General features: G+C 69.5%; 16 protein-coding genes and 2 pseudogenes. 8 read left to right on the forward strand and 10 right to left on the reverse strand.

The window, feature by feature from the left end; genetic code table 11:
- Positions 1-310 precede the first annotated feature (310 nt).
- Positions 311-1051: a trypsin-like serine peptidase gene (locus ACWC21_RS08480; protein WP_450879454.1), complete on the forward strand. Its 741-nt coding sequence runs from the start codon at positions 311-313 to the stop codon at positions 1049-1051.
- Positions 1052-1149: 98 nt separating this feature from the next.
- On the opposite strand, the gene ACWC21_RS08485 is transcribed toward ACWC21_RS08480, so the two are convergent.
- Positions 1150-2196: an alpha/beta fold hydrolase gene (locus ACWC21_RS08485; protein WP_450879456.1), complete on the reverse strand. Its 1047-nt coding sequence runs from the start codon at positions 2194-2196 to the stop codon at positions 1150-1152.
- A 761-nt stretch (positions 2197-2957) separates the two neighbouring features.
- On the opposite strand from ACWC21_RS08485, the gene ACWC21_RS08490 reads away from it, so the two are divergent.
- Positions 2958-3152: a hypothetical protein gene (locus ACWC21_RS08490; RefSeq protein ID WP_450879458.1), complete on the forward strand. Its 195-nt coding sequence runs from the start codon at positions 2958-2960 to the stop codon at positions 3150-3152.
- 812 nt (positions 3153-3964) lie between these two features.
- Here the strand turns inward: ACWC21_RS08490 and ACWC21_RS08495 are convergent.
- The 5 genes and pseudogenes from ACWC21_RS08495 to ACWC21_RS08515 form a co-directional block, all read right to left on the reverse strand.
- Positions 3965-4186 (reverse strand): annotated as a pseudogene (locus ACWC21_RS08495) (tannase/feruloyl esterase family alpha/beta hydrolase); the annotation flags it as partial.
- Between the two features lie 12 nt (positions 4187-4198).
- Positions 4199-4351 carry a hypothetical protein gene (locus ACWC21_RS08500; protein ID WP_450879460.1) on the reverse strand — a complete coding sequence of 51 codons (153 nt, stop codon included), beginning with the start codon at positions 4349-4351 and terminating at the stop codon, positions 4199-4201.
- 186 nt (positions 4352-4537) lie between these two features.
- Positions 4538-7138 carry a rifamycin-inactivating phosphotransferase gene (rph, locus tag ACWC21_RS08505; protein WP_450879462.1) on the reverse strand — a complete coding sequence of 867 codons (2601 nt, stop codon included), beginning with the start codon at positions 7136-7138 and terminating at the stop codon, positions 4538-4540.
- 501 nt (positions 7139-7639) lie between these two features.
- Positions 7640-8077: a VOC family protein gene (locus ACWC21_RS08510; protein ID WP_450879464.1), complete on the reverse strand. Its 438-nt coding sequence runs from the start codon at positions 8075-8077 to the stop codon at positions 7640-7642.
- Positions 8078-8285: 208 nt separating this feature from the next.
- On the reverse strand, positions 8286-9323 hold the full coding sequence (locus ACWC21_RS08515) for a LacI family DNA-binding transcriptional regulator (RefSeq protein ID WP_450879466.1): 1038 nt from the start codon (positions 9321-9323) through the stop codon (positions 8286-8288).
- A 502-nt stretch (positions 9324-9825) separates the two neighbouring features.
- On the opposite strand from ACWC21_RS08515, the gene ACWC21_RS08520 reads away from it, so the two are divergent.
- Complete coding sequence (locus ACWC21_RS08520) at positions 9826-11007, forward strand: MFS transporter (protein ID WP_450879468.1); 1182 nt, start codon at positions 9826-9828, stop codon at positions 11005-11007.
- 176 nt (positions 11008-11183) lie between these two features.
- Here ACWC21_RS08520 and ACWC21_RS08525 read toward each other — a convergent pair.
- Positions 11184-11876, reverse strand: a pseudogene (locus tag ACWC21_RS08525) (polysaccharide deacetylase family protein); the annotation flags it as partial.
- Positions 11873-12499 carry a glycoside hydrolase family 11 protein gene (locus tag ACWC21_RS08530; RefSeq protein WP_450879470.1) on the reverse strand — a complete coding sequence of 209 codons (627 nt, stop codon included), beginning with the start codon at positions 12497-12499 and terminating at the stop codon, positions 11873-11875. The pseudogene ACWC21_RS08525 and the gene ACWC21_RS08530, both read right to left, overlap by 4 nt.
- A gap of 478 nt (positions 12500-12977) precedes the next feature.
- On the opposite strand from ACWC21_RS08530, the gene ACWC21_RS08535 reads away from it, so the two are divergent.
- A complete protein-coding gene (locus tag ACWC21_RS08535) occupies positions 12978-14369 on the forward strand; it encodes a helix-turn-helix domain-containing protein (RefSeq protein ID WP_450879472.1) in 1392 nt (463 codons plus the stop codon).
- A gap of 33 nt (positions 14370-14402) precedes the next feature.
- Here ACWC21_RS08535 and ACWC21_RS08540 read toward each other — a convergent pair whose 3' ends face one another.
- Entirely contained in the window at positions 14403-15680 is a 1278-nt protein-coding gene (locus ACWC21_RS08540) for an MFS transporter (protein ID WP_450879474.1), read from the reverse strand.
- Positions 15681-15979: 299 nt separating this feature from the next.
- On the opposite strand from ACWC21_RS08540, the gene ACWC21_RS08545 reads away from it, so the two are divergent.
- Together ACWC21_RS08545 and ACWC21_RS08550 are read left to right on the forward strand one after the other, a co-directional pair.
- Positions 15980-16744: an SDR family NAD(P)-dependent oxidoreductase gene (locus ACWC21_RS08545; RefSeq protein WP_450879476.1), complete on the forward strand. Its 765-nt coding sequence runs from the start codon at positions 15980-15982 to the stop codon at positions 16742-16744.
- 45 nt (positions 16745-16789) lie between these two features.
- Complete coding sequence (locus ACWC21_RS08550; protein WP_450879478.1) at positions 16790-17020, forward strand: hypothetical protein; 231 nt, start codon at positions 16790-16792, stop codon at positions 17018-17020.
- A gap of 397 nt (positions 17021-17417) precedes the next feature.
- Here the strand turns inward: ACWC21_RS08550 and ACWC21_RS08555 are convergent, their stop codons facing one another.
- A complete protein-coding gene (locus tag ACWC21_RS08555) occupies positions 17418-18305 on the reverse strand; it encodes a helix-turn-helix domain-containing protein (protein WP_450879480.1) in 888 nt (295 codons plus the stop codon).
- A gap of 178 nt (positions 18306-18483) precedes the next feature.
- On the opposite strand from ACWC21_RS08555, the gene ACWC21_RS08560 reads away from it, so the two are divergent.
- Together ACWC21_RS08560 and ACWC21_RS08565 are read left to right on the forward strand one after the other, a co-directional pair.
- Positions 18484-20433 carry a maleylacetate reductase and hydroxyquinol 1,2-dioxygenase domain-containing protein gene (locus ACWC21_RS08560; RefSeq protein ID WP_450879482.1) on the forward strand — a complete coding sequence of 650 codons (1950 nt, stop codon included), beginning with the start codon at positions 18484-18486 and terminating at the stop codon, positions 20431-20433.
- Positions 20434-20503: 70 nt separating this feature from the next.
- Positions 20504-22282 (forward strand): FAD-dependent oxidoreductase, encoded by a 1779-nt coding sequence (locus tag ACWC21_RS08565; protein WP_450879484.1) that lies wholly within the window; start codon positions 20504-20506, stop codon positions 22280-22282.
- Positions 22283-22360 lie beyond the last annotated feature (78 nt).

Below are 22360 nucleotides of genomic sequence, written 5' to 3' on the forward strand. Positions count from 1 at the left end.
CCGTCGGGGGAACGCACGAGTGAACAGACCTACCGAGCTGCTCAGTTCATTGGCCGCCATCTGTGGGACCGTCGGACTGATCACGGTCCCCGGCCTGGCCGGCCCGGCCGGCGCCACGCCTGCTGTTCCCGCCGCACCGCGCTGGACGACCGCGGCGGCGATGCGGTTCTGGACCGATCAACGTATGGCTGAGGCCAGGCCGTTTCCGGTGCCGGCGGGGAAGTCCTCGTCACAGCGTGCGCTGCCCGGCCGGGTAACGGGCTCCGGACCGACGAGCTCGCACTTCGGCGGGTTGGCGATGATCGGGCGGATGTACCTGCGAAGCGGCGGCGGATCCTACTTCTGCACCGCGAGTGTGATCAACAGCCCGCACCGCAACATCGTGCTGACCGCGGGCCACTGCATGGACGCCAGGGCCGGCGGCTCGATGGCGTTCGTGCCGCAGTGGACCGCGACGAGCCCGCGACCGCACGGCATCTTCCCGGTCGCCACCGACTCCCGAGGACGCAGCCGGGTCTGGATCGATCAGCGCTACTACGATCGCGGGCATGGGAAGGGTGCCTCGTGGGACGTGGCGTTCGCCCAGGTCGGGGCACGCAGTGACGGCAGGCGGGTACAGGACGTCGTAGGCGGTAACACCCTTGTCACCGGACGCGGTTACGTGTTTCCCCGGGTCCGGCTCATCGGCTACCCGAACACGGATCGGCAACCGCTGACCTGCACCAACTCCACGACGCGGTTCACGCCGACGGACGGCACGCCCGGGTCGTACCTCCGGATCGCCTGCGCCGACTACCGGTCGGGTACCAGCGGCGGTCCCTTCCTGGCGAACTTCGACCCGCACACCGGAACGGGTGATGTGGTGGGCAGCATAGGCGGTTGGAAGACCGGCGGCCCCACCGCAGACATCTCGTACAGCCCCGTACTTCGGCTCCGACGTCCGTCGCCTGTACAACGCGGCCGTGGCCGGTACCCCGCCCGCCCGGCCCGGCGCGCTGCCCAGCACGCCGCGCCGAAGCTGAACGGTGGACATTTGAGCGGCGTGCCATAACGATCTACACCGGGCTCGACGCAGGGTCCGCCGGCCGCATCCGCATCGAACTCGACGATTCGCCGTCGCGGCCCGCCCCGAAATGACCCGGCACCGCGTCATAGGTGGTCGGCGTCAATGACGGCCTGAGCGAAGGCGGCCGGAGCTTCCTGGGGGAGGTTGTGGCCCGTGTCGGGGAGCGTTCGGTGCTGGTAGGGACCGACGAAGTGGTCGCGGTAGGTGGAACCGTCACCGGGGGCGGTGAAGGGGTCGTGGCCGGGGTCGAGGGTGATGGTGGGGACGTGGATGTGGGGGCGCGCGGCGAGCAGCTTCTCGTAGCGGTCGTAACGGCGTTCGCCGTCGGCCAGGCCCAGGCGCCAGCGGTAGTTGTGGATGACGATGGCCGGGTGATCGGGGTTCTCGAACGCGGCGGCCGTGCGTTCGAAGGTGGCGTCGTCGAAGTGCCAGGTCGGGGAGACGGTGTCCCAGACCAGACGGGCCAGGTCGTGGCGGTAGGTGGGGTTCTCCATCGCCTCGCGGCCGCGTTCGGTGCCGAAGTAGTACTGGTACCACCAGGCGTACTCGCTCTTGGGCGGCAGCGGGTTCTTCTGTGCTTCGACATCGGTGATGAGGTACCCGCCGACCGAGACCAGTGCCTTGACCCGCTCGGGCCACAGGGCGGCGATGATGTCGGCGGTGCGCGAGCCCCAGTCGAAGCCGGCCAACACGGCCTTGTCGATGTTGAGCGCGTCCATCAGCGCGACGATGTCCAGCGCGACGGCGGACTGCTGGGCGTTCCGGACGGTGCGCTCGCTCAGGAAGCGCGTGGTGCCGTAACCCCGGAGGTAGGGCACGATGACCCGGTAGCCCTGACCCGCCAGCAGAGGGGCGACGTCGACGAAGCTGTGGATGTCGTAGGGCCAGCCGTGCAGGCAGATCACCACGGGACCGTGCGCGGGACCCGCCTCGGCGTAACCCACGTCCAGCACACCCGCCCTCGTCCGCTTCAGTGTGGTGAACGATGTGCGCGCCGCCGGAGCGGCCCCGGGCGCCCCGGCCGAGGACATCACCGGGGACGCGGCCGACGCCGGCTGCAGCCCCGCGAGCGAAACCGCCGCCCCTGTACTCACACCCACGGCCTTGCCGAAAGTACGCCTGCCGATCATGAAAGACTCCTGTCGTAGGTCGGTGATGGCGGAGCACCGCCGAATTGCTGTCACCGGTTGACTCACTGTCACCCGTCCGCCTCCGGCACGTCCGGCCACTCATGACACGAGGTCACGCCACAGAACGGTTCACTCGACCCGCGTGCAGACAGCCTGATCTTGCGCTGGGCGGCGACGCGGCGGAGGGCTCCGCGGAAGAAGGCGGCCCACCGGCGGGGAAGAGCTGTTCCGGGTCGGTGGCGGTGTCGGCGCCGCCGATTTCCGCAGGAGTCCGTCCTCAGCACGGACGCTTCCGCCGTTGCGGCCTTCGTCGTCCACGTGGACGACGGCGGTGCAGTCGGCTGCCACGGCTGGATTCCCATCTCTCGTCGGAAGGCGTGCTCGGTGACGGGTCGCCTTCACCTGTTCGACGCCATCGACTGCGTCACCGGTTCAGGGCGTGATGTCATCCTGACAACTGGCTTCATCACCCGTCAAGACAGTTATGGATTGGATGCCGCCTGCTGGGACACGGCACTTCCGCCGACACATCCGGCTGGAACGGCGGCAGGCGAACCACAGGTCAGGGCCTTCGTATACGTCGCCGCCTCACTGGTCGACCCCGGCGAACCGCCGCCCGGCAGCCCTCAACGACTGCCAGGCACGCCACTGTGGGATGCCGCGATAATTGTCACCTTCTTGACTGGTGACTCATGTGAGTGCATTCTGACGACAACCAATCACACCGGCGCGGTCCGCAGCGCCGAAGCGGAGGTTCGACCATGAACACCGAAGGAACGACGGACAGCGCGGCTGCCGCACGTCACGCACGGTTCGGCACACTGCCCGAGCGCATCCGCCTCGAGGACATGGTCGAGGAAACGGCGGCCTCACCGCGGGCCGGAGCGGGCGATCCGTACAACCACGACGCCGTCTGGGGCCAATACTCCTGCCTCGCCCTGGACTTGGGGCTCTAGAGCCCGCCCCCCGACGTGCGCAAACACGCAGACGCATGGACTGTCCTCACTCGGGACCCACTGGGATGGGTACGGGCCATGGCGCGCCTCGGCGCCACCTTCACCATGGCCCCCCGCGGGCCGCAGCGGGTCGGCCGCGTCGGACGGCCTCGACCTGTCCCGCTGGCGGATCGCCGTGAACGGCGCCGAATCCGTGGGCCGGCGGCTGCAGGACGCGTTCGTGGCGCGCTTCGCTCCCGCCGGTCTTTCTCCGACCGTTCTCCTGCCTGCTTACGGCTTGGCGGAAGCCACCCTCGCGGTAACGCTTCCGCCTCCCGTACGTCCCACCAAGGCGCTGCGGGTGAGGCGTGAGAAGTCGTCCAAGGAGTGTGCGAGCCCGTGCTCTCCGCTTCCGAGCCGCACCGAGAGCTGGTCTCGGTCGGAACACCGGTGGCTCGAACCCGGATCCGGCTGGTCGACCGTGAGAACAGTCCCGTACCCGAGGACCCGGTCGGGCACATCCAGGTTCGCGGCGCTGCGGTCACCGAAACCGGCTACGACCGCCATCCGGAGAAGAGGCGCCGCGTGCCGCGGCCCGGTGGCTGGCGCGCCACCGGTGACCTCGGTCTGCTGTACGAAGGCGAGTTGTACATCGTGGGCCGCGACAAGGGCCAGCTCCCAGTCCTACGACGAGTGAAGGACCAACTCGGCCCCCGTGCTCGCACCTTGGCAGCAGCGAGTGCCGGAAAAGTGCCGCTCTTGTGACGCCGTCGTCGTCCCGGCCACGCGGCGTGAACGGCGGCGCAGCCGGGATTGGCGCTGGGCTGGCTGGGTTACGGTGCGTCAGTGCCGGGCGGCGGCACACACCGGTAGCCGGCAGCGGTGGCCGGGGCACCGTGGCCGTCGTAGTGGCACAGGTCGCGGGTGAGTGTCCGGCCCGATGAGCAGGTGAGGGTGGCGGTCAGTGTCTGCGGGGCCTTGCGACGCTCGGCCCAGGCGACCAGAGCGCCCAGGTCGTCGGCGCCGGTCAGCCCGCCGTGGGCCGTGCCAGGAGCGAGGAAGAGCCGCTAGAAGCGGTCAACCCGTGTCGAGCCGCCCATCTCCCGCTCCACGCGCTCCCGATAGTCGACGGTGCCCTGGGTGGGGATCAGCTGGTCCGCCTGGCCTTGCCAGGCCAGGATTTTGCCACCGGCCTTGCGGAGTCCGACAAATGTCGACACCCACAGGCCGAACCGTCCGGGAGTCGGCGAACGGCGAGGCTGGTGACGCGCTTCCCGGGAGTTCTGGCGCGAAGCGCGAACCTTGTCGTGCGACCGATGAACGCCTGGCTGGTGAACAGCCAGGCGTTCATCGATGAAACGCTCAGTCGACCGGATGCCGAGGATGGGCCCTCTCGGTGTGGACGGTCACGGCAGGATCTCGACGTACCCGTCGGTTCCGTGTACACGGATCCGCTGCCCGTCCTGGATCAGCCGGGTGACCCGCTCCACGCCTACGACGGCCGGCAGGCCGTACTCCCGGGCGATCACCGCTCCATGGGTCATCAGGCCGCCCACCTCCGTCACCAGGGCCGAGATCCCGACGAACAGCGGCGACCAGCTGGGGTCCGTGTAGGCCGTGACCAGGATGTCGCCCGTCTCGAGATCGGCCTGCGCCATGTCGTGGACGACGCGGGCCCTGCCCTCGATCGTCCCCGCCGAGACCGGTAGGCCGATCAGGGCACCGGCCGGCGCGTCGTCGCGTCGGTACGTCCCGTTGACGGCCTCGCCGTCCGACGTGAGTACCCGGGGCGGTGTGAGCGCCAGGTACGACCGGAAGGCATCCTTGCGCTGCCGGATGAGCTGGTCGTCCACCTGGTGGGAACGTACGACGTCGTGGAGCTCCTGGAACGTGAGGTAGAAGACGTCCTCCTTCTCGGGGAGCACATCGCTCCGCACGAGGCGTTCGGCCTCGTCCAACAGGGCCTGTTTGTAGATGAAGTAGCGGCTGATGATGCCGTACTTGGGGTACTCCCGGTACCCGATGAAGGTTCGGACCCGGTCGATCATCCGCTTTGTCCGGTCGGCTTTCAGGTCGCCGTCCGGCAGGGCCCGCAGGCGCGAGAGCACGTCCTGTTCCTTCTCCCGCGCCTTCTGCCGTCCTTGTTCGAAGCGCCGCCTGGCGGCGCCCGGTTCGAAGTTCCTGACGTTGTCGAGGATCGCCGGCACGAGGGTGAGGGGGCTTTCGCGCCAACGGGGCCTCGTGATGTCGATCTCGCCGGCACAGCGCATGCCGTACCGGTCGAGGTATCCCTCGATGGCGTCGCGCGCTTCGGTCCCGCCCGCCAGTTTCGCCAACTCGTCCAGGAAGCTCTCGTCCTCGGCGTTCCGCAGGAACGACACGACTTCCGGGTAGGGGCGGATCACGTCCGCGACGTCGAGAAGCGCCAGCCCCATCTCCGATGTGACATTGCCGGGCGCGGACAGGGTGAGCGTGTCAGCCGCGTTCTTCTCGCCCAGCCACTCCTGCAGTTTGTCGTTGAGCCACCATGTGGCCTCCATCCCCGCCATGATCACCTGGATGCTCAGCGGATCACTGAGGACGCGCTTGTGCTCCTCGAAGGCCTCCAGCAGGAAGTCGAACAGAGCCGGTCCGGTCTTCGTGCCGATGTCGCGCCGCAGGGCGGCGATGGACGCCTGGCTGCGCTCGATCAGTTCGGTGACGATGGCCGGATCGGTCTCGATCGGGGCGGGCGCGCCGTCGGCCGGCGGCTTGCCGGGACCCGCGTCCGGAAGCGTCGGGACGAAGTCCTCGTGGTCGAGGACGGTCTCCAGCGCGTCCCTCATCAGCGGATCGCCTCTCCCGATGAGGTCCAGGAGGCCGGCACGGCCGGCGGGCGAGGCAAGGCGCCGGGTGACGTCGACGAACAGCCTCCCGCCGGCCGTGTGCATGGGCACCATGGCCGTCAGCTGCCACATGGACAGCCCCAGCGGTTTCATGGGGTCGGTCATCATCTGCTGATGGCCGACGGAGACATAGACGTGGTTCTCCTGATCACCGGTCTCCGGAATGGGGAACAGCGTCGTGATGGGCCGGCTCTGAACGATCTGGAAGCCGTCGTCGTCCAGGCACCATTCGATGTCCTGAGGGCGGCCGAAGTGCGCTTCGATCCGCCGCCCGAGCTGCACAAGCCGCAGCACCTGCGCATCCGTCAGCGCCGGCTGTTCCTGCTGCTGCGGGTCGTCGATGGCCACTTCCTGGGTGCCGCCGGTCGGCAGGGCGCGAACCGCCCGCTGTTTGGCGGCTGTCGTCTTGGCGACGACTTGGCCGTCTCGCACCTTGAAGACGTCCGGGTTCACCAGGCCGGAGACCAGGGCCTCGCCGAGACCGAAGCCGGCGTCGACGGCGGCGACCTTCCGGTTGCCGGTGACGGGGTCGGCCGTGAACAGGATGCCGGCCGCATGCGGGAAGACCATCTGCTGGACGACGACAGCCATGTGGACCGTACGGTGGTCGATGCCGTTTCGCCGGCGGTAGGTCACGGCCCGCTCGGTGAACAGCGAGGCCCAGCACCGGCTGACGTGCCGGAGGACCGCGGTCGGTCCCACGACGTTCAGGTACGTGTCCTGCTGCCCTGCGAAGGACGCCGTCGGCAGGTCCTCCGCCGTCGCGCTGGACCGGACGGCATAGGCGGCTTGCTCACCGTGCCGGGCGAGTGCGCGGGTGATCGCCGCCGCGAGGTCGTCCGGGAGGGCGATTCCTTCGATGATCCGGCGAATCCGCGCGCTGAGCACCCGGATCGCCTCCCGGTCGTCCTGGTGCAAGCGCGACAGCTGATCGAGCAGATCCCCGGTCGACGGCTCCTGCGACACGACTCGCCGGAACGCATCCGTCGTCACGCAGAAGCCACGCGGCACGCGGATGCCTTCGATACGCGACAACACGCCCAGGTTTCCGCCCTTGCCGCCGACGACCGCGACCTGTGCCTGGTCCACCTCCAGAAGGTCCACCACGTACTGCCCGGTCACCGCCACACCTCCGCGGCCGTGCCCCGTTGCACCGCACCGGCCGGTCGAACCACCGGCGCCTCCAGCCCTGTAGCGCCTCTGGTCGAGCATGCCCTCATCCCTGATTGCCTTCCCTCCGACGAGTCGGGCCTCCCCCGCGCCCCCGTCTCGAGCGCCCGTGACCGCACGGCCGGTCCAACCACCGGTCCGACGTCACCGCGTCCTCGTACGCCGACGACGGCACGCATCTGTTCGTGCCGTCGTTTTCGCAGGTTGTGGCCTCGGTCGTCGATTCTGCGGGGTGACCCGGGTCTTGCCGCAAGCCCCCCAGTGCGCTATACCTTGGTAGTGGCAGGGAGAGGGATCTCCTTGCCTTTGTCTTTTGCCGAGCGGGGAACCGACGAGCCCGGTTCGGATGACGGCGTCCAAGGAGGGCGCGGGCCGGGTTGCGCCCTTCGGCGGCAGGGCACTCCGAGTCTGACGGCGGCTCAGCTGCGCGAGGCCGGTCGACCCGATCGGCCGTCAGTTCTTCTTCAGCTCCTCGGCGAGCATCACCAGGATGCCGCTGGGACCGCGGACGTACGTGAGCTTGTAGACGTCCTCGTAGGTCGCCACACCGCGAAGCGGACGGCATCCGTGCTTTGCGGCTGTCTCAAGGGCTTCGTCCAGGTCGTCGACCGCGAAGGCGACACGATGCATGCCGATCTCGTTGGGACGAGTGGGTGTCGACTCGATGGCTTCGGGGTGGATGTACTCGAAGAGCTCGAGGCGACCGTGACCGTCCGGCGTCTGGAGCATCGCGATGTTGGCGTGATTGCCGTCAAGGCCGACGGCGGTGTCGGTCCACTCACCACTGACGGTGGCACGGCCGACGACCGTGAGGCCTAGGTCGGTGAAGAAGGAGATGGCTGCTTCGAGATCGCGAACGGCGATGCCGACGTTCTCAAGTCTGATGGCCATACGTCGCATGCTATCGAGCCGGCCCGATCGGGTGCGGTCGCATGACGGTGAGGACGTCGATCAGGTGGAAGACCATCCGGTCGGCGGCAGCCGGGCCGAAGACGGCCGGCTCGCGCCGCGGCACCGCGACATCCGCGGCGCGGTGTCGGAGGCATCGCCTGGGTGGCCGACATCGGCTCCACCGGCCGACGCCCGCCCCCGCGACAGGTCATGTCGTGCCGCGGATGTCCAGGCGCGGCGTCAGTACGGCGGGAGGAGGTAGTTCGCCGGCGAGGAGTCGGTCGACCTGGTGGACGGCCAGTTCGCCCAGCCGCCGCTTGTCGAGGTGGAGCGTGGTCAGCGGCGGGTCGACGAGATCCGTGATGCTCAGCCCGTCGTAACCGACCAGTGCGCAGTCGTCGGGTACCCGGACGCCGAGCCGGCGAGCGGCTCGCAGTGCGCCCATCGCGACCAGGTCGTTGAAGGCGAAGACGGCGGTGATGCCGGGGCACGTGGTCTGCAGTTCCGCGAACACGGCGGCGCCGCCGGCCGGTGACTGCTCGCCCATGACCACCCAGCGGTCATCGACCGGGAGTGCGTGTTGGGCGGCGACTTCCAGTAAGGTGCGGCGCCTTACGACCGGGTCACAGACACACTCGCAGTCGATCATGCCGATCCGGCGATGGCCCTTTTCGATGAGATGCTCCATCCCCGCCCGGACACCGGCCGCGGTGTCGACGTGGACCAGCGCGTGAGTGGACGAGTCCAGCCCGCGGTCGACCACGACCAGCGGCACGCCCTCGAGGTACGGCTCGAGTTGCTCGTCGGGATGGCTGAGGTAGCCGACGAGTGCGTCGACCTGCCGACCGAGCGAGCGGACCAGCGTCAGCTCCCGGGACCGGTCGTTCTCGGTGCTGGCGACGAGCACCTGCCAGTCCCGCTCGTCTGCGGCCGATATCACTCCTGCGACGAACTCGGGGAAGAAGGGGTTGACCACGTCGGGGACGATGAGCCCGACCGTCACGACGTCCGGACGGACCAGTCCCCGGCCGAACCGGCTGGGCCGGTACCGCAGTTGCCTGGCCACTTCGAGTACACGGCGCTGAGTCTCCGGGTCGATCTCCCCTTTGCCGTTGATCGCTCGGGACACGGTCTGATGGGAGACGCCCGCGGCCTGGGCGACATCTCGGAGCGTGACACGCTTGACGGCCTTCGCGGCGCCGGGCTCCCGTCCCCGCAGGTCTTCCGTTTCGCGCTGTCCGGCCACTGTGCCCCACTCACTCCTGTTGTCGTGCTGCTCCAAGCCCAAGTCAATCAGGTCCCGTGGTCTGACGCGCCCCTCACGGTCGGCCTCCCCCTCCGCAGCGACCAACGCCCGTATCGGGAAGGCCATCGACGGGCGCGGAACACGAGCACCGGGCATTGACGTCGACCGACGGTGTGCGCAACCATTCGTTAGCGGTCACGTTAACGGTAACGGAGAGGAGACACCCCCATGGCTTCCTCGAGGAGCTCGCTTTCCCCGCCCCACCCCTTGCTCCAAGGTGTGTTAGACGACTGGTACGCGAAAGCCGGAGCCTTCTCGGCGTTCCCGGACGCCCCAGTGGTGCCGGATGATCCGCCACGGCGCTCGTGGTTGCGTCGACTGGGACACCGCTGGAACGAGCTGAGCAGCGGCCTGTCTTCGGTCGGCCGGTCCACGCGAACGCACCGGCCTGACCACCGGACGCCGAGCCCCTGGCGCTCCCTTTCGCCATCTCGGAGAACAAGTGACTGACACGGTTCTGAAGGCGCCGGCGACCGAGCGGCTCTTCACCCGTCCGGCCGCGGCCGCGTCCTGCGTCGGCTTCATACTCATCGGCATGCTGCAGGCGCTCTACGGCCCGGCGGTTCCGGGCCTTCGAGCCGAGTACGACATCGGCCCGTCGAGCGCCGGCCTCGGCCTGAGCCTTCATTTCACGGGCGGAGTCGCGGGTGTCCTGGGCTTCGGCGCCCTCCACTCCCGGACTACGAACAGGGCACTGCTCGCGGCGAGTTACGGGCTCATGGCAGCGGGCGGTGCCGGCTTCGCGCTCGCCCCGAACTGGCCGAGCGCCCTCGCCGCCGCATTCGTCGGCGGCCTGGGATTCGGCGGCATCGACTACAGCCTCAACCAGCTTTTCGCGGTCGGCTTCGGGAACAGGTCCACCGCCATGCTGAACGTCCTCAACGCGCACTTCGGCATCGGCGCGGTGCTCGGACCGGCACTGATCGCATGGCTGGGACCGGGAGACTACACGTACACGTTCGCGGTGTGCGCCGCGGTGGCCGGACTGCTGATCCTCTGCACGGGGGGCGTCCGTACACAGGGAACGGCCCCCGAGGGCCCGCGCACGTCCATGGCGGGTGGTGTCCGCTCCCGTGTCCTCGCCGGCTTTCTCGTCCTCTACGTACTGAACGTGGCCGTGGAGGCCGGCGTCGGCGGCTGGGAGCCCACCCACCTCGAAACCGTCGGCTACAGCGCGGCGGCGGCCGCGTCCGCGACCTCCGTGTACTGGCTGATGATGACTGCGGGCCGCTTCCTCGTCGTGCCGGTGACGTTGAAGTACGCCCCCGAGCGCATCCTCGCCGTGTGCGCCGCGGGGATGACCCTCTGCCTGCTGCTCGCGCTCGACGAGGCGCTGGCGCCCATCGCTTACGCCGGTGTGGGTCTGTTCATCGCACCGGTGTTCCCGACCGGTCTGCCCTGGCTCAACAAGGTGCTCCCGGAGGCCAGGCGCGCCGGCGCCTGGGTGATCGCCGCTTCCATGATCGGCGGGGTCGCGGCGCCGCCCTTGCTCGGTGCGGGCATCGAGGCATCAGGAATCCACACCGTTCCCTGGCTGCTTACCGCCTTGTCGGCCGCCTCACTGGTGGCGACGGGATGGCTGATCGGTATGACAAGGACGACCAGCGGCGCCAGGCCCGTCTGATCCAGGGGGGACTCACGCTGTAACCGGTGAAGAACCGGGCTCAGCCGCCGGCCGATGGTGCGGCACGCCCCTGCTGTCCCTTTTCGCTGCGATTGTCGCCGGTCGGCACGGCGTGTGAACCGCCGTACCGACGGTGACGCGGACCGGTTCAGCCCCTGGGCGGCACGGGCGGTTCAGCCCGTGGGAGCCACGGCGTGGCCCGTCTGCGGGGAAATCATGCCCGCGCACAGGCCTCGGCCCGCCAGGGTCTGTGCGATGCGCGGAATCGCGGCGAGGGTGTTGGCCGGCCACTCGTGCATGAGGATGACCTGGCCGTTGGTCAGCCGGGACACGGCCTGGACTATGGCGTCGGTGCTCGCGCCGTTCCAGTCCTGCGAGTCGGCGTCCCAGATGACCTGCGTGACGCCGTACTTGGCCGCCACCGCCCTGACCGCGGAATTGCTCTCGCCGTACGGCGGACGGAACAGTCTGGGCGTGCCGCCGCCGGCCGCCGCGATCGCCTGCTGGGTGCGCGAGATCTCGGAGTCGATCTGCGCCTGGCTCATGCTCGTCAGATGCGGATGGGTGTAGCTGTGGTTGCCGATCCACATCCCGGCGGCCGCCTCCGCCCGGACCTGGGCGGGGTAGGCGGCCGCGTACTGGCCCTCGTTGAACATGGTCGCCCTGAGTCCGTTCTGCTTGAGGGCGTTGAGCAGGGCCGGGGTGTGAGCGTTGGACGGGCCGTCGTCGAAGGTGAGTCCCACGTAGCCGGAACAGGTGGCCGCGTGGGACGGGGCGGTGCCGACGGTGAGCGCTCCGGCGAGGGCCAGCGCGCCGGCCGCGGCCGCCGCCGTCAACGGACGTACCGAGAGCGGGCGCGCTGCCTTCATGACGTCACCGTGATATTGGAGTTGCCGCTGCTCTGGTACCCCTCGGTCGCGAGGATCATGTAGTACTTGAAGCTGCCGAGAGCCATTCCGGCGCGGGCCCAGGCGTCGAAGTGGTTGCCGGTGGTGATGGTGCCGCCGGCCCGCTTGGACTGCCGTACGCTCCAGTACTGGTTGAAGGTCCTGACGCCCTCGACGGACGGGGCGTTGTACCGCGTCGTCTGGTAGATGTCGTACGTGCCGCCGTCGCTGGTGACGGTGCCCTTGTGCGCGCCCGTGGGCCGGTAGGTGCCCCAGTTGTCGACGATGTAGTACTCGACGAGCGGATTCGACGTCCAGCCGTAGAGGGACAGATAGCCGTTGCCGGAGGGATTGAAGCTGCCCGAGTAGGTCACGGTCCGACGTCCGCCGTTGCTCCAGCCCTTGCCGGCCACGAAGTTGCCGGTGTTCCTCCAGTTGGTGCTGTAGTTGCCGCCCGAGCCCAGCGTCATGGACACCGTGCCCTGTGAGTCGGTCCAGAACGAGTAGTAGTAGCCGTTGTTGGTACCGGTCTGGTTCGTGGTGATGACCGTGGCGGCGCGGGCGGTTCCGGGCAGGGCCAGCGCGGATGCTGCGCCCAGCAGCAAGGCGCCTGCGCTCCTTCGACTCAGCGCGTGATCGAATGCGTTCACTTCGTGTCGCCTCCTCCATGCCTGTGCGGGTGTGGCTTGGCGGGCAAGAGTGTTGGTCCAGCCATGCCATGTGTCAACAGTTTCGGCTGGCATTTCGAAACATTCGTTGGAGAGGTCTTCGGTATTGGATCAGCGTTTTGGCAGCTGAATGGCACCGAGTACGAGAATTCGCCAAAATTGAATTTGGTAGGGGTGACACATAGATCGAACTTCGCCCACCCGACTTCGAATCTTTCGAAGCGGGGTCGCCATGGGCAACCGCACGGCACCGGCCACGGAAGCAGAACACGTGCCGGACGTCTCCGACACCGGTTGGCCGGGCCGGCACTGGTCGGTGCGGCATCACGAGCATCGGCGGCCGCCGGGTTCCGGCGCGGGGCTGCCTTCCGCTGGCGACGATGGAACCATCCCAGCCCATCTGACGTGCAGACATATGCGTGCCTGGGATGCGGGATCGCGGGCCTACGACGGGGGAACGGTGGAGATTCGGGACGATGTGGAGGAGTTCGCGGGGCTGCTGCGCCTGCTGAAGGACCGGACGGGCCGCAGCTACGGTTCCCTGGCCCGCCGCCTCGACATGAACACCTCCACGCTGCACCGGTACTGCGCGGGCGAGGCGGTGCCGCAGGACTTCGCGCCCGTGGAACGGCTCGCGGCCTTCTGCCGGGCGACACCGGAGGAGCGGCTCGAGTTGCACCGGCTGTGGCTGTCGGCGGTGGCGGCCCGGCAGCGGGTGCGTACGAACGGTACGACGGAGGCGGCAGTTGCGGCACCGGCGCCGGTCGGGGACGGGGCACTCGTGGAGGAGTGCGGTTCCATCGGGGAGCCCCGGAACGATCCCGACCCGGACGAGCCCGCCCCCGCCCCCGCCCCCTCCCCCACGCCCCGCCCCTGGCACCGCCGCCGACGAGTCCTGACGTCCACCGCCGTCGCGTGCGCGCTGCTCGCCGCACTGGGCAGCAGCATGTCCGCCCTGTCGGACGACCGTTCCGCCAAGGCGGACGCCTCCCGCTCAGCGGGTCCGCGGACGACTGCCGACGGCGCACCGCACCGCCCGGCGAAACCGTCGGCCACCGCCTCCTCCTCGCGTTCCCGGAGCTCCGCGTCGCCCGGTTCCCGGCAGCAGGTCACCGCACCGCCCACGACCGCGACCGGCGGCGGTCCCGCCCCGGGCGGGAAGCCCACCGGCCTGCCCCTCACCTGGAGCGCCGATTCCCAGGTGTGGGAGCTGGGCTGCGACCACGACTACGTCATCGACAAGCCGCCCACGCAGGTGCCCCCGCCGCCGGTGCAGCAGGACGCCGGGGTGTGGGCGGCGGCACAGGGCGCGGTGCACGGGCGGCAGACGATGGTGCAGATCTCGGTGCAGGGGCGGTCGTCCACGGCCGTGGTCCTGGAGGCGCTCCGCGTCCGCATCGTCAGCCGCGGCAAGCCGGCCGCCGGCACCGCGTACTCCATGGGCCAGGGCTGCGGAGGTGACCTCACGCCCCGCAGCTTCACCGTGAACCTCGACGTCGACCGTCCCATCGCCCGCCCGAAGGACGGCGCCGACAGCGCTCACAGTGAACGCCCCCTGCCGGCCGTGCACTTCCCGTACCGAGTCTCCGCCGAGGACCCCGAGGTGCTGCTGGTCGACGCGACGACCCAGACCTACGACGCCCGCTGGTACCTCGAGCTCGACTGGTCATGCCAGGGCCGCACCGGCACGCTCCGCATCGACGACCACGGCCGCCCGTTCCACACCACCAGCATCAAAGGAATGCCGCATTACTGGTACGGCACGAACGACGCGGGCGGGCGGGCCTGGGTCCCGTACGACGGCTAGGGCCTCGACGGAACCTCATCGGGGCCCCGGCTGTCACCCGGGCATGTCGGCCGCGTCCGCCGCGTCGTCGGCCTTCTGCGGTGGCAGCGCGCCTGCCGGCGGCGCCTGCCGCACGGCCCGGTTGGCCGTGGTGAGCAGGGCCAGGACGAGCAGCCATGCTCCACACACCCAGACCAGCGTCTCGGCGCCCAGTGTGGTGATCAGTGCCCCGCCTGCGAGCGTGCCGATCGACAGGGCTCCCGTGGTGAGTGTCGAGACCGCACTCGTGGTCCGGCCCCTCAGCTCGTCGGGGGTGACGGCCAACTGGTGGGTGGTCATGGCCACCGCATACACCGGAGCCACCAGCGACTCGGCGGCCGCGACCGCGGCCAGCAGCAGCGGATCGGGCGCGAGGGCGTACAGCGGGAACATCAAGGCCTCCAACCACAGCATCACCACGGCGATCCGGCCCAGCGGGAAACGGCGCGTGGCCCTGTCCGAGACGAGCGCCCCCGCCAGGGCGCCGACCGCCGCGCCGCTGAAGATGACGCCGATCCACAGCGGCGTCGCGCCCACCTGCCGTGCGAGAGTGATGATCAGCAGGTATCCGGCGCCGTAGCGGACCTTGTCGGCGGCCGAGACCAGGGTGAGGAACCGGATGACCGGCCGGCGCCATAGCCAGCCGAGCCCCTCTCGGATCTCGCTGGTGAGCCGGGACGCCGTCCGCACGTCCTGACGGTCCGTCTGGAACCGGGTACGCAGCAAGAGCAGTGACGCCGCGGACACCGCGAAGGAAACCGCGTTGACGGCGAACGGCACGGTCCTGCCGAGGGCGTAGAGCGCACCGGCGAGGGAGGCGCCGAAGACGCCCACCAGGCTGGACGCGGACTGCGAGTAACCGAGCGCAGCGGACAGTTGTCGCTGCGCCACCACATCGGGCAACGCCGCCGTGTTCGCCACCTGGAAGAGCGTGGCAAGGATCCCGGCCAGCACGGTTGTCGCATACAGCTGGGGCATTGCGAGCTCGTTCAGCCACAGCGCGACGGCGAGGCCGGCGATGAGCACGGCCCGGCCCAGCTCACACCAGATCATGGTGACCTTGCGGTCCCACCGGTCGACCAGGGCGCCGGCGATCAGCCCGAACGCCAAGAAGGAGAGGGTTCCCAGGCCGAGTAGGACTCCGGCTTGGGTGGCCGACCCGGTGAGGGCCAGCACGATCAGCGGCAAGGCCATGAATTGAGCCTGGTCACCGATTGCAGAGACCAACTGGCCGCTCAGCAGCAGCGAGAAGTCCCGGTTCCGGAACAGGCCGGGACCGCGAAGGGTATTCACTGGAGTTACGCTCCGTAACAGCTCAAGGACACAAGGGTGACGTCGAAGCTGGTGTCCTGGCTAAGAAACACGGGGCGTGGTGAACATGCGCGAACCGTACCCGTCGCCCGGGCCGGACCTCAATCGTTTATCGCCGACGGAGGCCACCTCACCGCACCGCACCGCACCGCACCGCACAATCTTGACCATTCGTTCCAGTAAAACTAGAGTCGGCGCGGCCGAAGCCACGGAACGGCAGGAATGTTGACCGGACCGTTCAGTCCAATAACCTGTGATCACCACCCAAGGAAGTCATCACCATGACCGCTCGTTTCACCGGTAGGACCGCCCTCGTCACCGGCGCGGGATCCGGCATCGGCCGGGCCGTCGCTCTCGCCTTCGCTGTCGAGGGAGCCTCGGTGGTCGTGGCCGGACGTACGGCGGCATCACTCGACGAGACGGTCGCCCTGATCGAGAAGGAGGGCGGTACGGCAGCCGCGGTCACCGCGGACGTGACCCGCTCCGAGGACGTCGCAGCTCTGGTCCAGCGCACCGTCGAACTCTTCGGCAGCCTCGATGTCGCCGTCAACAACGCGGGCGTCTTCCGGGGCGGCGCTCCCCTAGCCGATCTCCCCGAGGAGGACTGGCGAACTTTGCTCGACATCAACGTGACCGGTGTACTCCTCTGCCTCCAGGCCGAAGTCGGCCGGATGCGCGACCAGTCCAGCGGCGGCGCGATCGTCAACGTCGCCTCCAACCTCGGCGCCCACAGCCGAGTCCCAGGCGTGGCCGGCTACGTCGCCACCAAGGCGGCCGTCTCCGCCCTGACCCGGGCCGCCGCTCTGGACCACATCGCCGACGGGATCCGCATCAACGCGGTAAGCCCCGGCCCCACCGACACCACCATGTCGCTGCGGCCGGGCGAGACGGACGCCGATCGCGCCACCCGGATGAAGGGCGCGTCGCCACTGGGACGGGTCTGCTCCACCGCCGAGGTCGCGGCAGCCGTGCTGTATCTCGCCTCGCCGGAATCCGCTTCCGTGGTCGGCAGCGACCTGGTCATCGACGGCGGCGCCGCTGCCTGACCGCTCTCGCTTCTGCGGCATGATCCGCCGGACAGGCCTTGGGGAATGAACATAGCCGGCACCCGCCACGACTGCACCGAGGCCGAAGCCGTCATCGACGCCATCCGCGTCGCCCGGCCCGGGCCAGATTGGGTTGCTGGACTGGAGAACGGCCAGGTGACACTGGCGCCGAAGGAATGGCAGCGCCCAGGCTTCTGGGAGGACTGCTTCGACGGCGAGCCGTCTGCCGGAGCCGAGTACGAGCGTTTGCGAGCAGAGGTCATGTCCCAGGGATGATCTCTGGCAGGGAGGGCCGTCGGCGCTCGGATGAACCGCAACGTCTCCCGTTTGACCGACGATTTCGCGGAAGTCATCCGCCCGCGGCCAGCACAGCCATTTCACGGACGCGGTCGCTGAGCGAAGACCGGTAGCGCACCGCCGCCCCCACGGCCTGTAGTGCGGCTCCCGGAGGACTGAGAAGCATCGCTTTGGACGGCCCCCGAAGCCGTCCCTCGCCGTCGGTGAGGGCGCAGAGCCGGGGACCGGCGGCGCTTGGGCCTCCGGAGACAGACCGGTAGACGGCGGCTTGTTCCTCACTCATATCGCCGGGAGGAATCCCAGCCAGGCGGGCGACCCTCGTCGCTCCCTCCGTTCGGTGCCGGGGAACTGTAGCCGCGCGGATCACCGGAGTGGGTCAGCCCTCGCGGCGCAGCGCGGCCGGCGTCGTACCGAGGTGGGAGCGGATCACCCGGGTCAGGTGTTCCTGGTGGGAGAAGCCGCAGGCGGCCGCCACCTGGGCGATGGGCATGGACCCGGCGCGCAGGAGGCGAGCGGCCCGCTCCACGCGCAGCCGCACGAGGTACCGGTGCGGAGGGCACCCCGTACGAGCTCTGAAACGCCGGGCGAACTGACTGACACCGAGCCCCGCGGCCGAGGCGAGGTCCTCCAGCGACAGTGGTTCGGAAAGCCGGGCGTCCATGAGTTCTCGAACGGCCGTGAACTGCCGGTCGTCAAGGCCGGCGTGCCGCTCCATCGGCTCGGCGGCCCGCTGCCGCACGCTGTGGCGGCGGGCCAGCTGGGCAGCGGTCATGAGCGCGAGCTGGTCCGCATAGGTGCTCCCGCTGGGCTCCCAGTGCCTTACGACACCGTCGAGCGCCAGAACGAGGTGCTCCAGCAGCGGATCCGTGGTGCCGAACTCCTCCTTCAGCCGCACCGGCCGACCGTCCTCCGCAGTCTCTGCCGTCGCCTGGAGGGCCGCGTCCGACAGGTAGACGTGCACCGTGTTCAGATGACCGCCGAGTTCCACGTCCAGTTCTGTGTCGGCCGGATGCAGGAACAGACCACCGGGCGGTACCTGTCGTGCGGCCGTCAACCCCCTGCGTCCCCTGCGGACCGTGACGGGGCCGTCGAGATGCAGGATCACCAGGTGGCTGCCGGCTCCCTGAAAGGCGTCCCGATACGGCAGTTCCCGTTGCGTCGACAGGTACAACCGCTCCCAGCCAAGTCCCGTGCTGGTGCGGACGGGACGCACCCCGGGCCGCGTCAGGATGCCGTGGGTGTCACCGAGGCCCATCTCGCTCATGAGGCCCTCCTTCGGGGCACGGTCCCGCTGCCCTCCGGCACAGGCGGGCAAGCACGGACCGAGCCGCGGCCGGCGCTGTTTTTGTGCAAGGCGATGCAGAGATTATGCAGGAACGGCCGGCGCACCGGCTCGAATACTGCGGGAGACCCCCTGACCCCGCAGCACGGAGAGCAGCTTCATGAGGAGTTTTGTGCACACCACCGGCCCAAGCCGAGTGGTCTTCGGCGCGGGTACGCTTCCGCAGGTCCGTGACGAGGCCGAGCGTCTCGGCGGCGCCCGGGTACTGCTCCTCTCCGGCGGATCACCGGCCCTGCGCAAGGACGTCGAACGCCTGCGCGCAGCCCTGGGCGACCTGGCGGTGGCCCAATTCGGCGGCGCGGCCATGCACACCCCCGTCGAGGTGACCGAGCAGGCCCTGGGAATGGTGCGCGAGCAGCGCGTGGACTGCCTGGTGGCGATCGGCGGCGGCTCGACGACCGGCCTCGCGAAGGCCCTTGCCGTCCGCACGGACCTGCCCCAGATCATCGTGCCGACCACCTACTCCGGATCCGAGGCCACCCCCGTACTCGGCGAGACGGCGGACGGCCAGAAGATCACCCGGTCCTCACCCGCGATCCTGCCGGAAACGGTCGTGTACGACGTCGAGCTCACCCTCGGGCTACCGGTCCCCCTTTCGGTGACCAGCGGCGTCAACGCACTGGCCCACGCCGTGGAAGCCCTCTACTCACCGGACGCCACTCCCGTCACCGACGCCATGGCCCTGGAGGCGGTCGCCGCCACCTCCCGTGCCCTCCCCGCCCTCCACGACGATCCCTCCGACCTGGAAGCACGGGCGGAACTGCTCCAGGCGGCGTGGCTGGCGGGCACCTGCCTCGGAGCCGTCGGCATGGGACTCCACCACAAGCTCTGCCACACCCTGGGGGGCACCTTCGGCCTGCCGCACGCCGACACCCACACCGTGGTCCTTCCGCACGCCATGGCCTACAACGCGCCCGCCGCACCGGAGGCGATGGACCGCATCGCACACGCCTTGGGCGTGCCCGACGCCCCCACCGGCGTCTTCGGCCTGATCCAACGGGTCGGCGGCCCGACGTCGCTGCGCGATCTCGGCATGGCGGAGGCCGACCTGGAACGCGCGGCGGAACTGGCCACCGCACAGCCGTATCCGAACCCGCGCGAGCTGACCCCAAGCGGCCTCGCGGACCTGCTGGCGGACGCCTGGCACGGCCGCCGCCCGCAGGCGGCGGCCGGCTCCGCCCCCGACCTGCGCCCGCTGACCGACGAGGTCGTGGCAAGCTTCGACGGCTGCGTGAACCCGCGCCTGAAGCAGCTGCTCACCGATCTCGCCCGCACCCTGCACGCCTACACGATCCGCAACGACCTCACCCCGCAGGAGTGGCAGCGGGCCATCGGCTTCCTCACCGAGGCCGGCCACATCACCACCGACACGAGACAGGAGTTCATCCTCCTCTCCGACACCCTCGGCGTGTCCAGCGTCGTCGACGCCCTCGCCAACTCCCGTAACCCGGAAACCACTTCCTCCGCGATCCTCGGCCCCTTCTACGTGCCCGGGCCGCCCGCCGCCGAACACGGCAGCGACATCGCCGGAGGGCTCACGGGCACGCCGATGTGGGCGGACATCCAGGTGACCGACCAGGAAGGCGAGCCCGTCGCCGGCGCCTTCGTGGACGTGTGGCAGTCCAACGAGGACGGCTTCTACGACGTCCAACTCCCCGACCTGGACGGACCGGTGCTGCGCGCCCGGTTCACCACCGGCGCCGACGGCCGGTTCACGTTCTGGTCGATCCTCCCCTCTGAGTACCCGATCCCGGACGACGGACCGGTCGGCAGGATGCTCTCCGCCGTGGGCCGCCACCCCTACCGCGCCCCGCACGTGCACTTCCTGATCAACGCTCCCGAATACCAGCCGCTGATCACCCAGCTGTTCGTGCGTGGTGGGGCCTACCTCGACGGAGCACCCGGACAGCGGGATGCGGTCTTCGGCGTCAAGGACGATCTGATCACCGATTTCGTCCGGCGCACCGGTCCGACGCCCGACGGCCTGCTCCTCGACGGCGAGTGGCGCCTGCTCGAGTTCACCTTCCGCATCGCGCGCCTCGGCGACTGAGCACGCCTCGGGCGCCGCACAGCACGCCATCCCCCGACGTGTTTCACCCAGCCTCCCGGAGACAGACAGCATGAGCACGCCTGAGAAGTACGACACCGACGTCCTGGTCATCGGCAGCGGACCCGCCGGCGGCACCGCGGCCCTGCTGCTGGCGACCTACGGTGTGCGCACCCACCTGGTCACCAAGTACGGATGGCTGGCCGACACACCGCGCGCCCACATCACCAACCAGCGTGCCATGGAGGTCTTCCGCGACCTGGGGATCGAGCAGGAGGCGCTGGTGAAGGGCACACCGAGCCGTCTGATGGGCGACACCGTCTTCGCCACCTCCCTCCTCGGCGAGGAAATCGGCCGCATCCGCGCCTGGGGCACCGGCGACGAGAGCCTGACCGAGTACGCCTCCCAGAGTCCCTGCGGGATGATCGACCTCCCGCAGACCTACCTGGAGCCCATCCTCCTGGCCAACGCCGCCAAGCGCGGCGCCGTGGTCCGGCTCAACACCGAGCTTGTCGACTTCGAACAGGACCCGGACGGCGTGACCGCACGTCTGCGCGACCGGCCCAGCGGCACCGAGCGAACTATCCGCGCCCGTTACATGATCGGCGCCGACGGCGGCCGCAGCATCGTCGCCGAGAAGCTCGGTCTGCCGATGGAGGGGCAGATGGGCAAGGCCGGCAGCATGAACATCGTCTTCAGGGCCGACCTCACCCAGTACGTCGAACACCGCCCCAGCGTCCTGTACTGGATCATGCGCCCGGGCGCCGACGTCGGCGGGATCGGCATGGGCCTGCTGCGCATGGTCAGGCCCTGGAACGAGTGGCTCATCGTCTGGGGCTACGACATCGACAACCCCCCGCCCACCGTCGACGACGGGGCGGCGGCAGCGATCGTGCGCGACCTCGTCGGCGACGACGAACTCGACGTGCAGATCGACAGCGCCTCCCTGTGGACGGTCAACCACGCCTACGCCACCCGGCTGCACGTCGGCCGCGTCTTCTGCGCCGGGGACGCCGTCCACCGGCACCCGCCGTCCAACGGCCTCGGCTCCAACACCTCCGTCCAGGACTCCTACAACCTTGCGTGGAAGCTGGCAGCCGTCCTCAAGGGCCACGCCGGGCCCGAGCTGCTGGACACCTACTCCGACGAACGAGCCCCGGTCGCGAAACAGATCGTCGAACGAGCGAACCTCTCCCGCGACCAGTTCCTGCCCCTGTTCGAGGCGCTCGGCGTCGTGGGCGGCGACGAGGAGGGCATCACCAAGGCGCTGCACGCGGCGCGGCAGCCGGACGCCGAGGGGGCGAAGAAGCGGCGGGCCATCCGCGAGGCGATCGAACTGAAGCACTACGAATTCAACGCCCACGGCATCGAGCACAACCAGCGCTACGAGTCGGCCGCCGTCATACCCGACGGCTCCCCCGAGACGATCTCCCGCGACGCAGAACTCTTCGGCCACCCCACCTCACGCCCCGGCGCAAAGCTGCCGCACGCCTGGCTCGTCGACGACAAAGGCGGCCGGATCTCGACGCTCGACCTGGTCGCCAGGGGCAGCTTCTCGGTCGTCACGGGCCTCGCCGGAACAGCCTGGGCCGACGCCGCCGACATCCTGGCCAGGGAACTCGGCCTCGACCTGCGCGGCGTCGTCATCGACCGCGACGCCCACGACGCGTACGGCGAGTGGAGCCGCCGCGCGGAGATCGACGAGGAGGGCGTGCTGCTCGTCCGCCCCGACGGGTACGTGGCCTGGCGTCGGCCGAGCGGAACCGCCGACATCACCGAGGCGACCCGGCTGCTGCGGGAAGCACTGACGGCGGTGCTCTGCCGGCCTGCACCCGAGCCCGCTGACGCGTGAACAGGCGAGCAGGCACCGCAGGTCAGCCTGCATCGGTCAGGTGAGGAGCAGCACCGAACCATCGGCAGTCAGCGTGCC

The organism is Streptomyces sp. NPDC001348 (assembly GCF_053597535.1).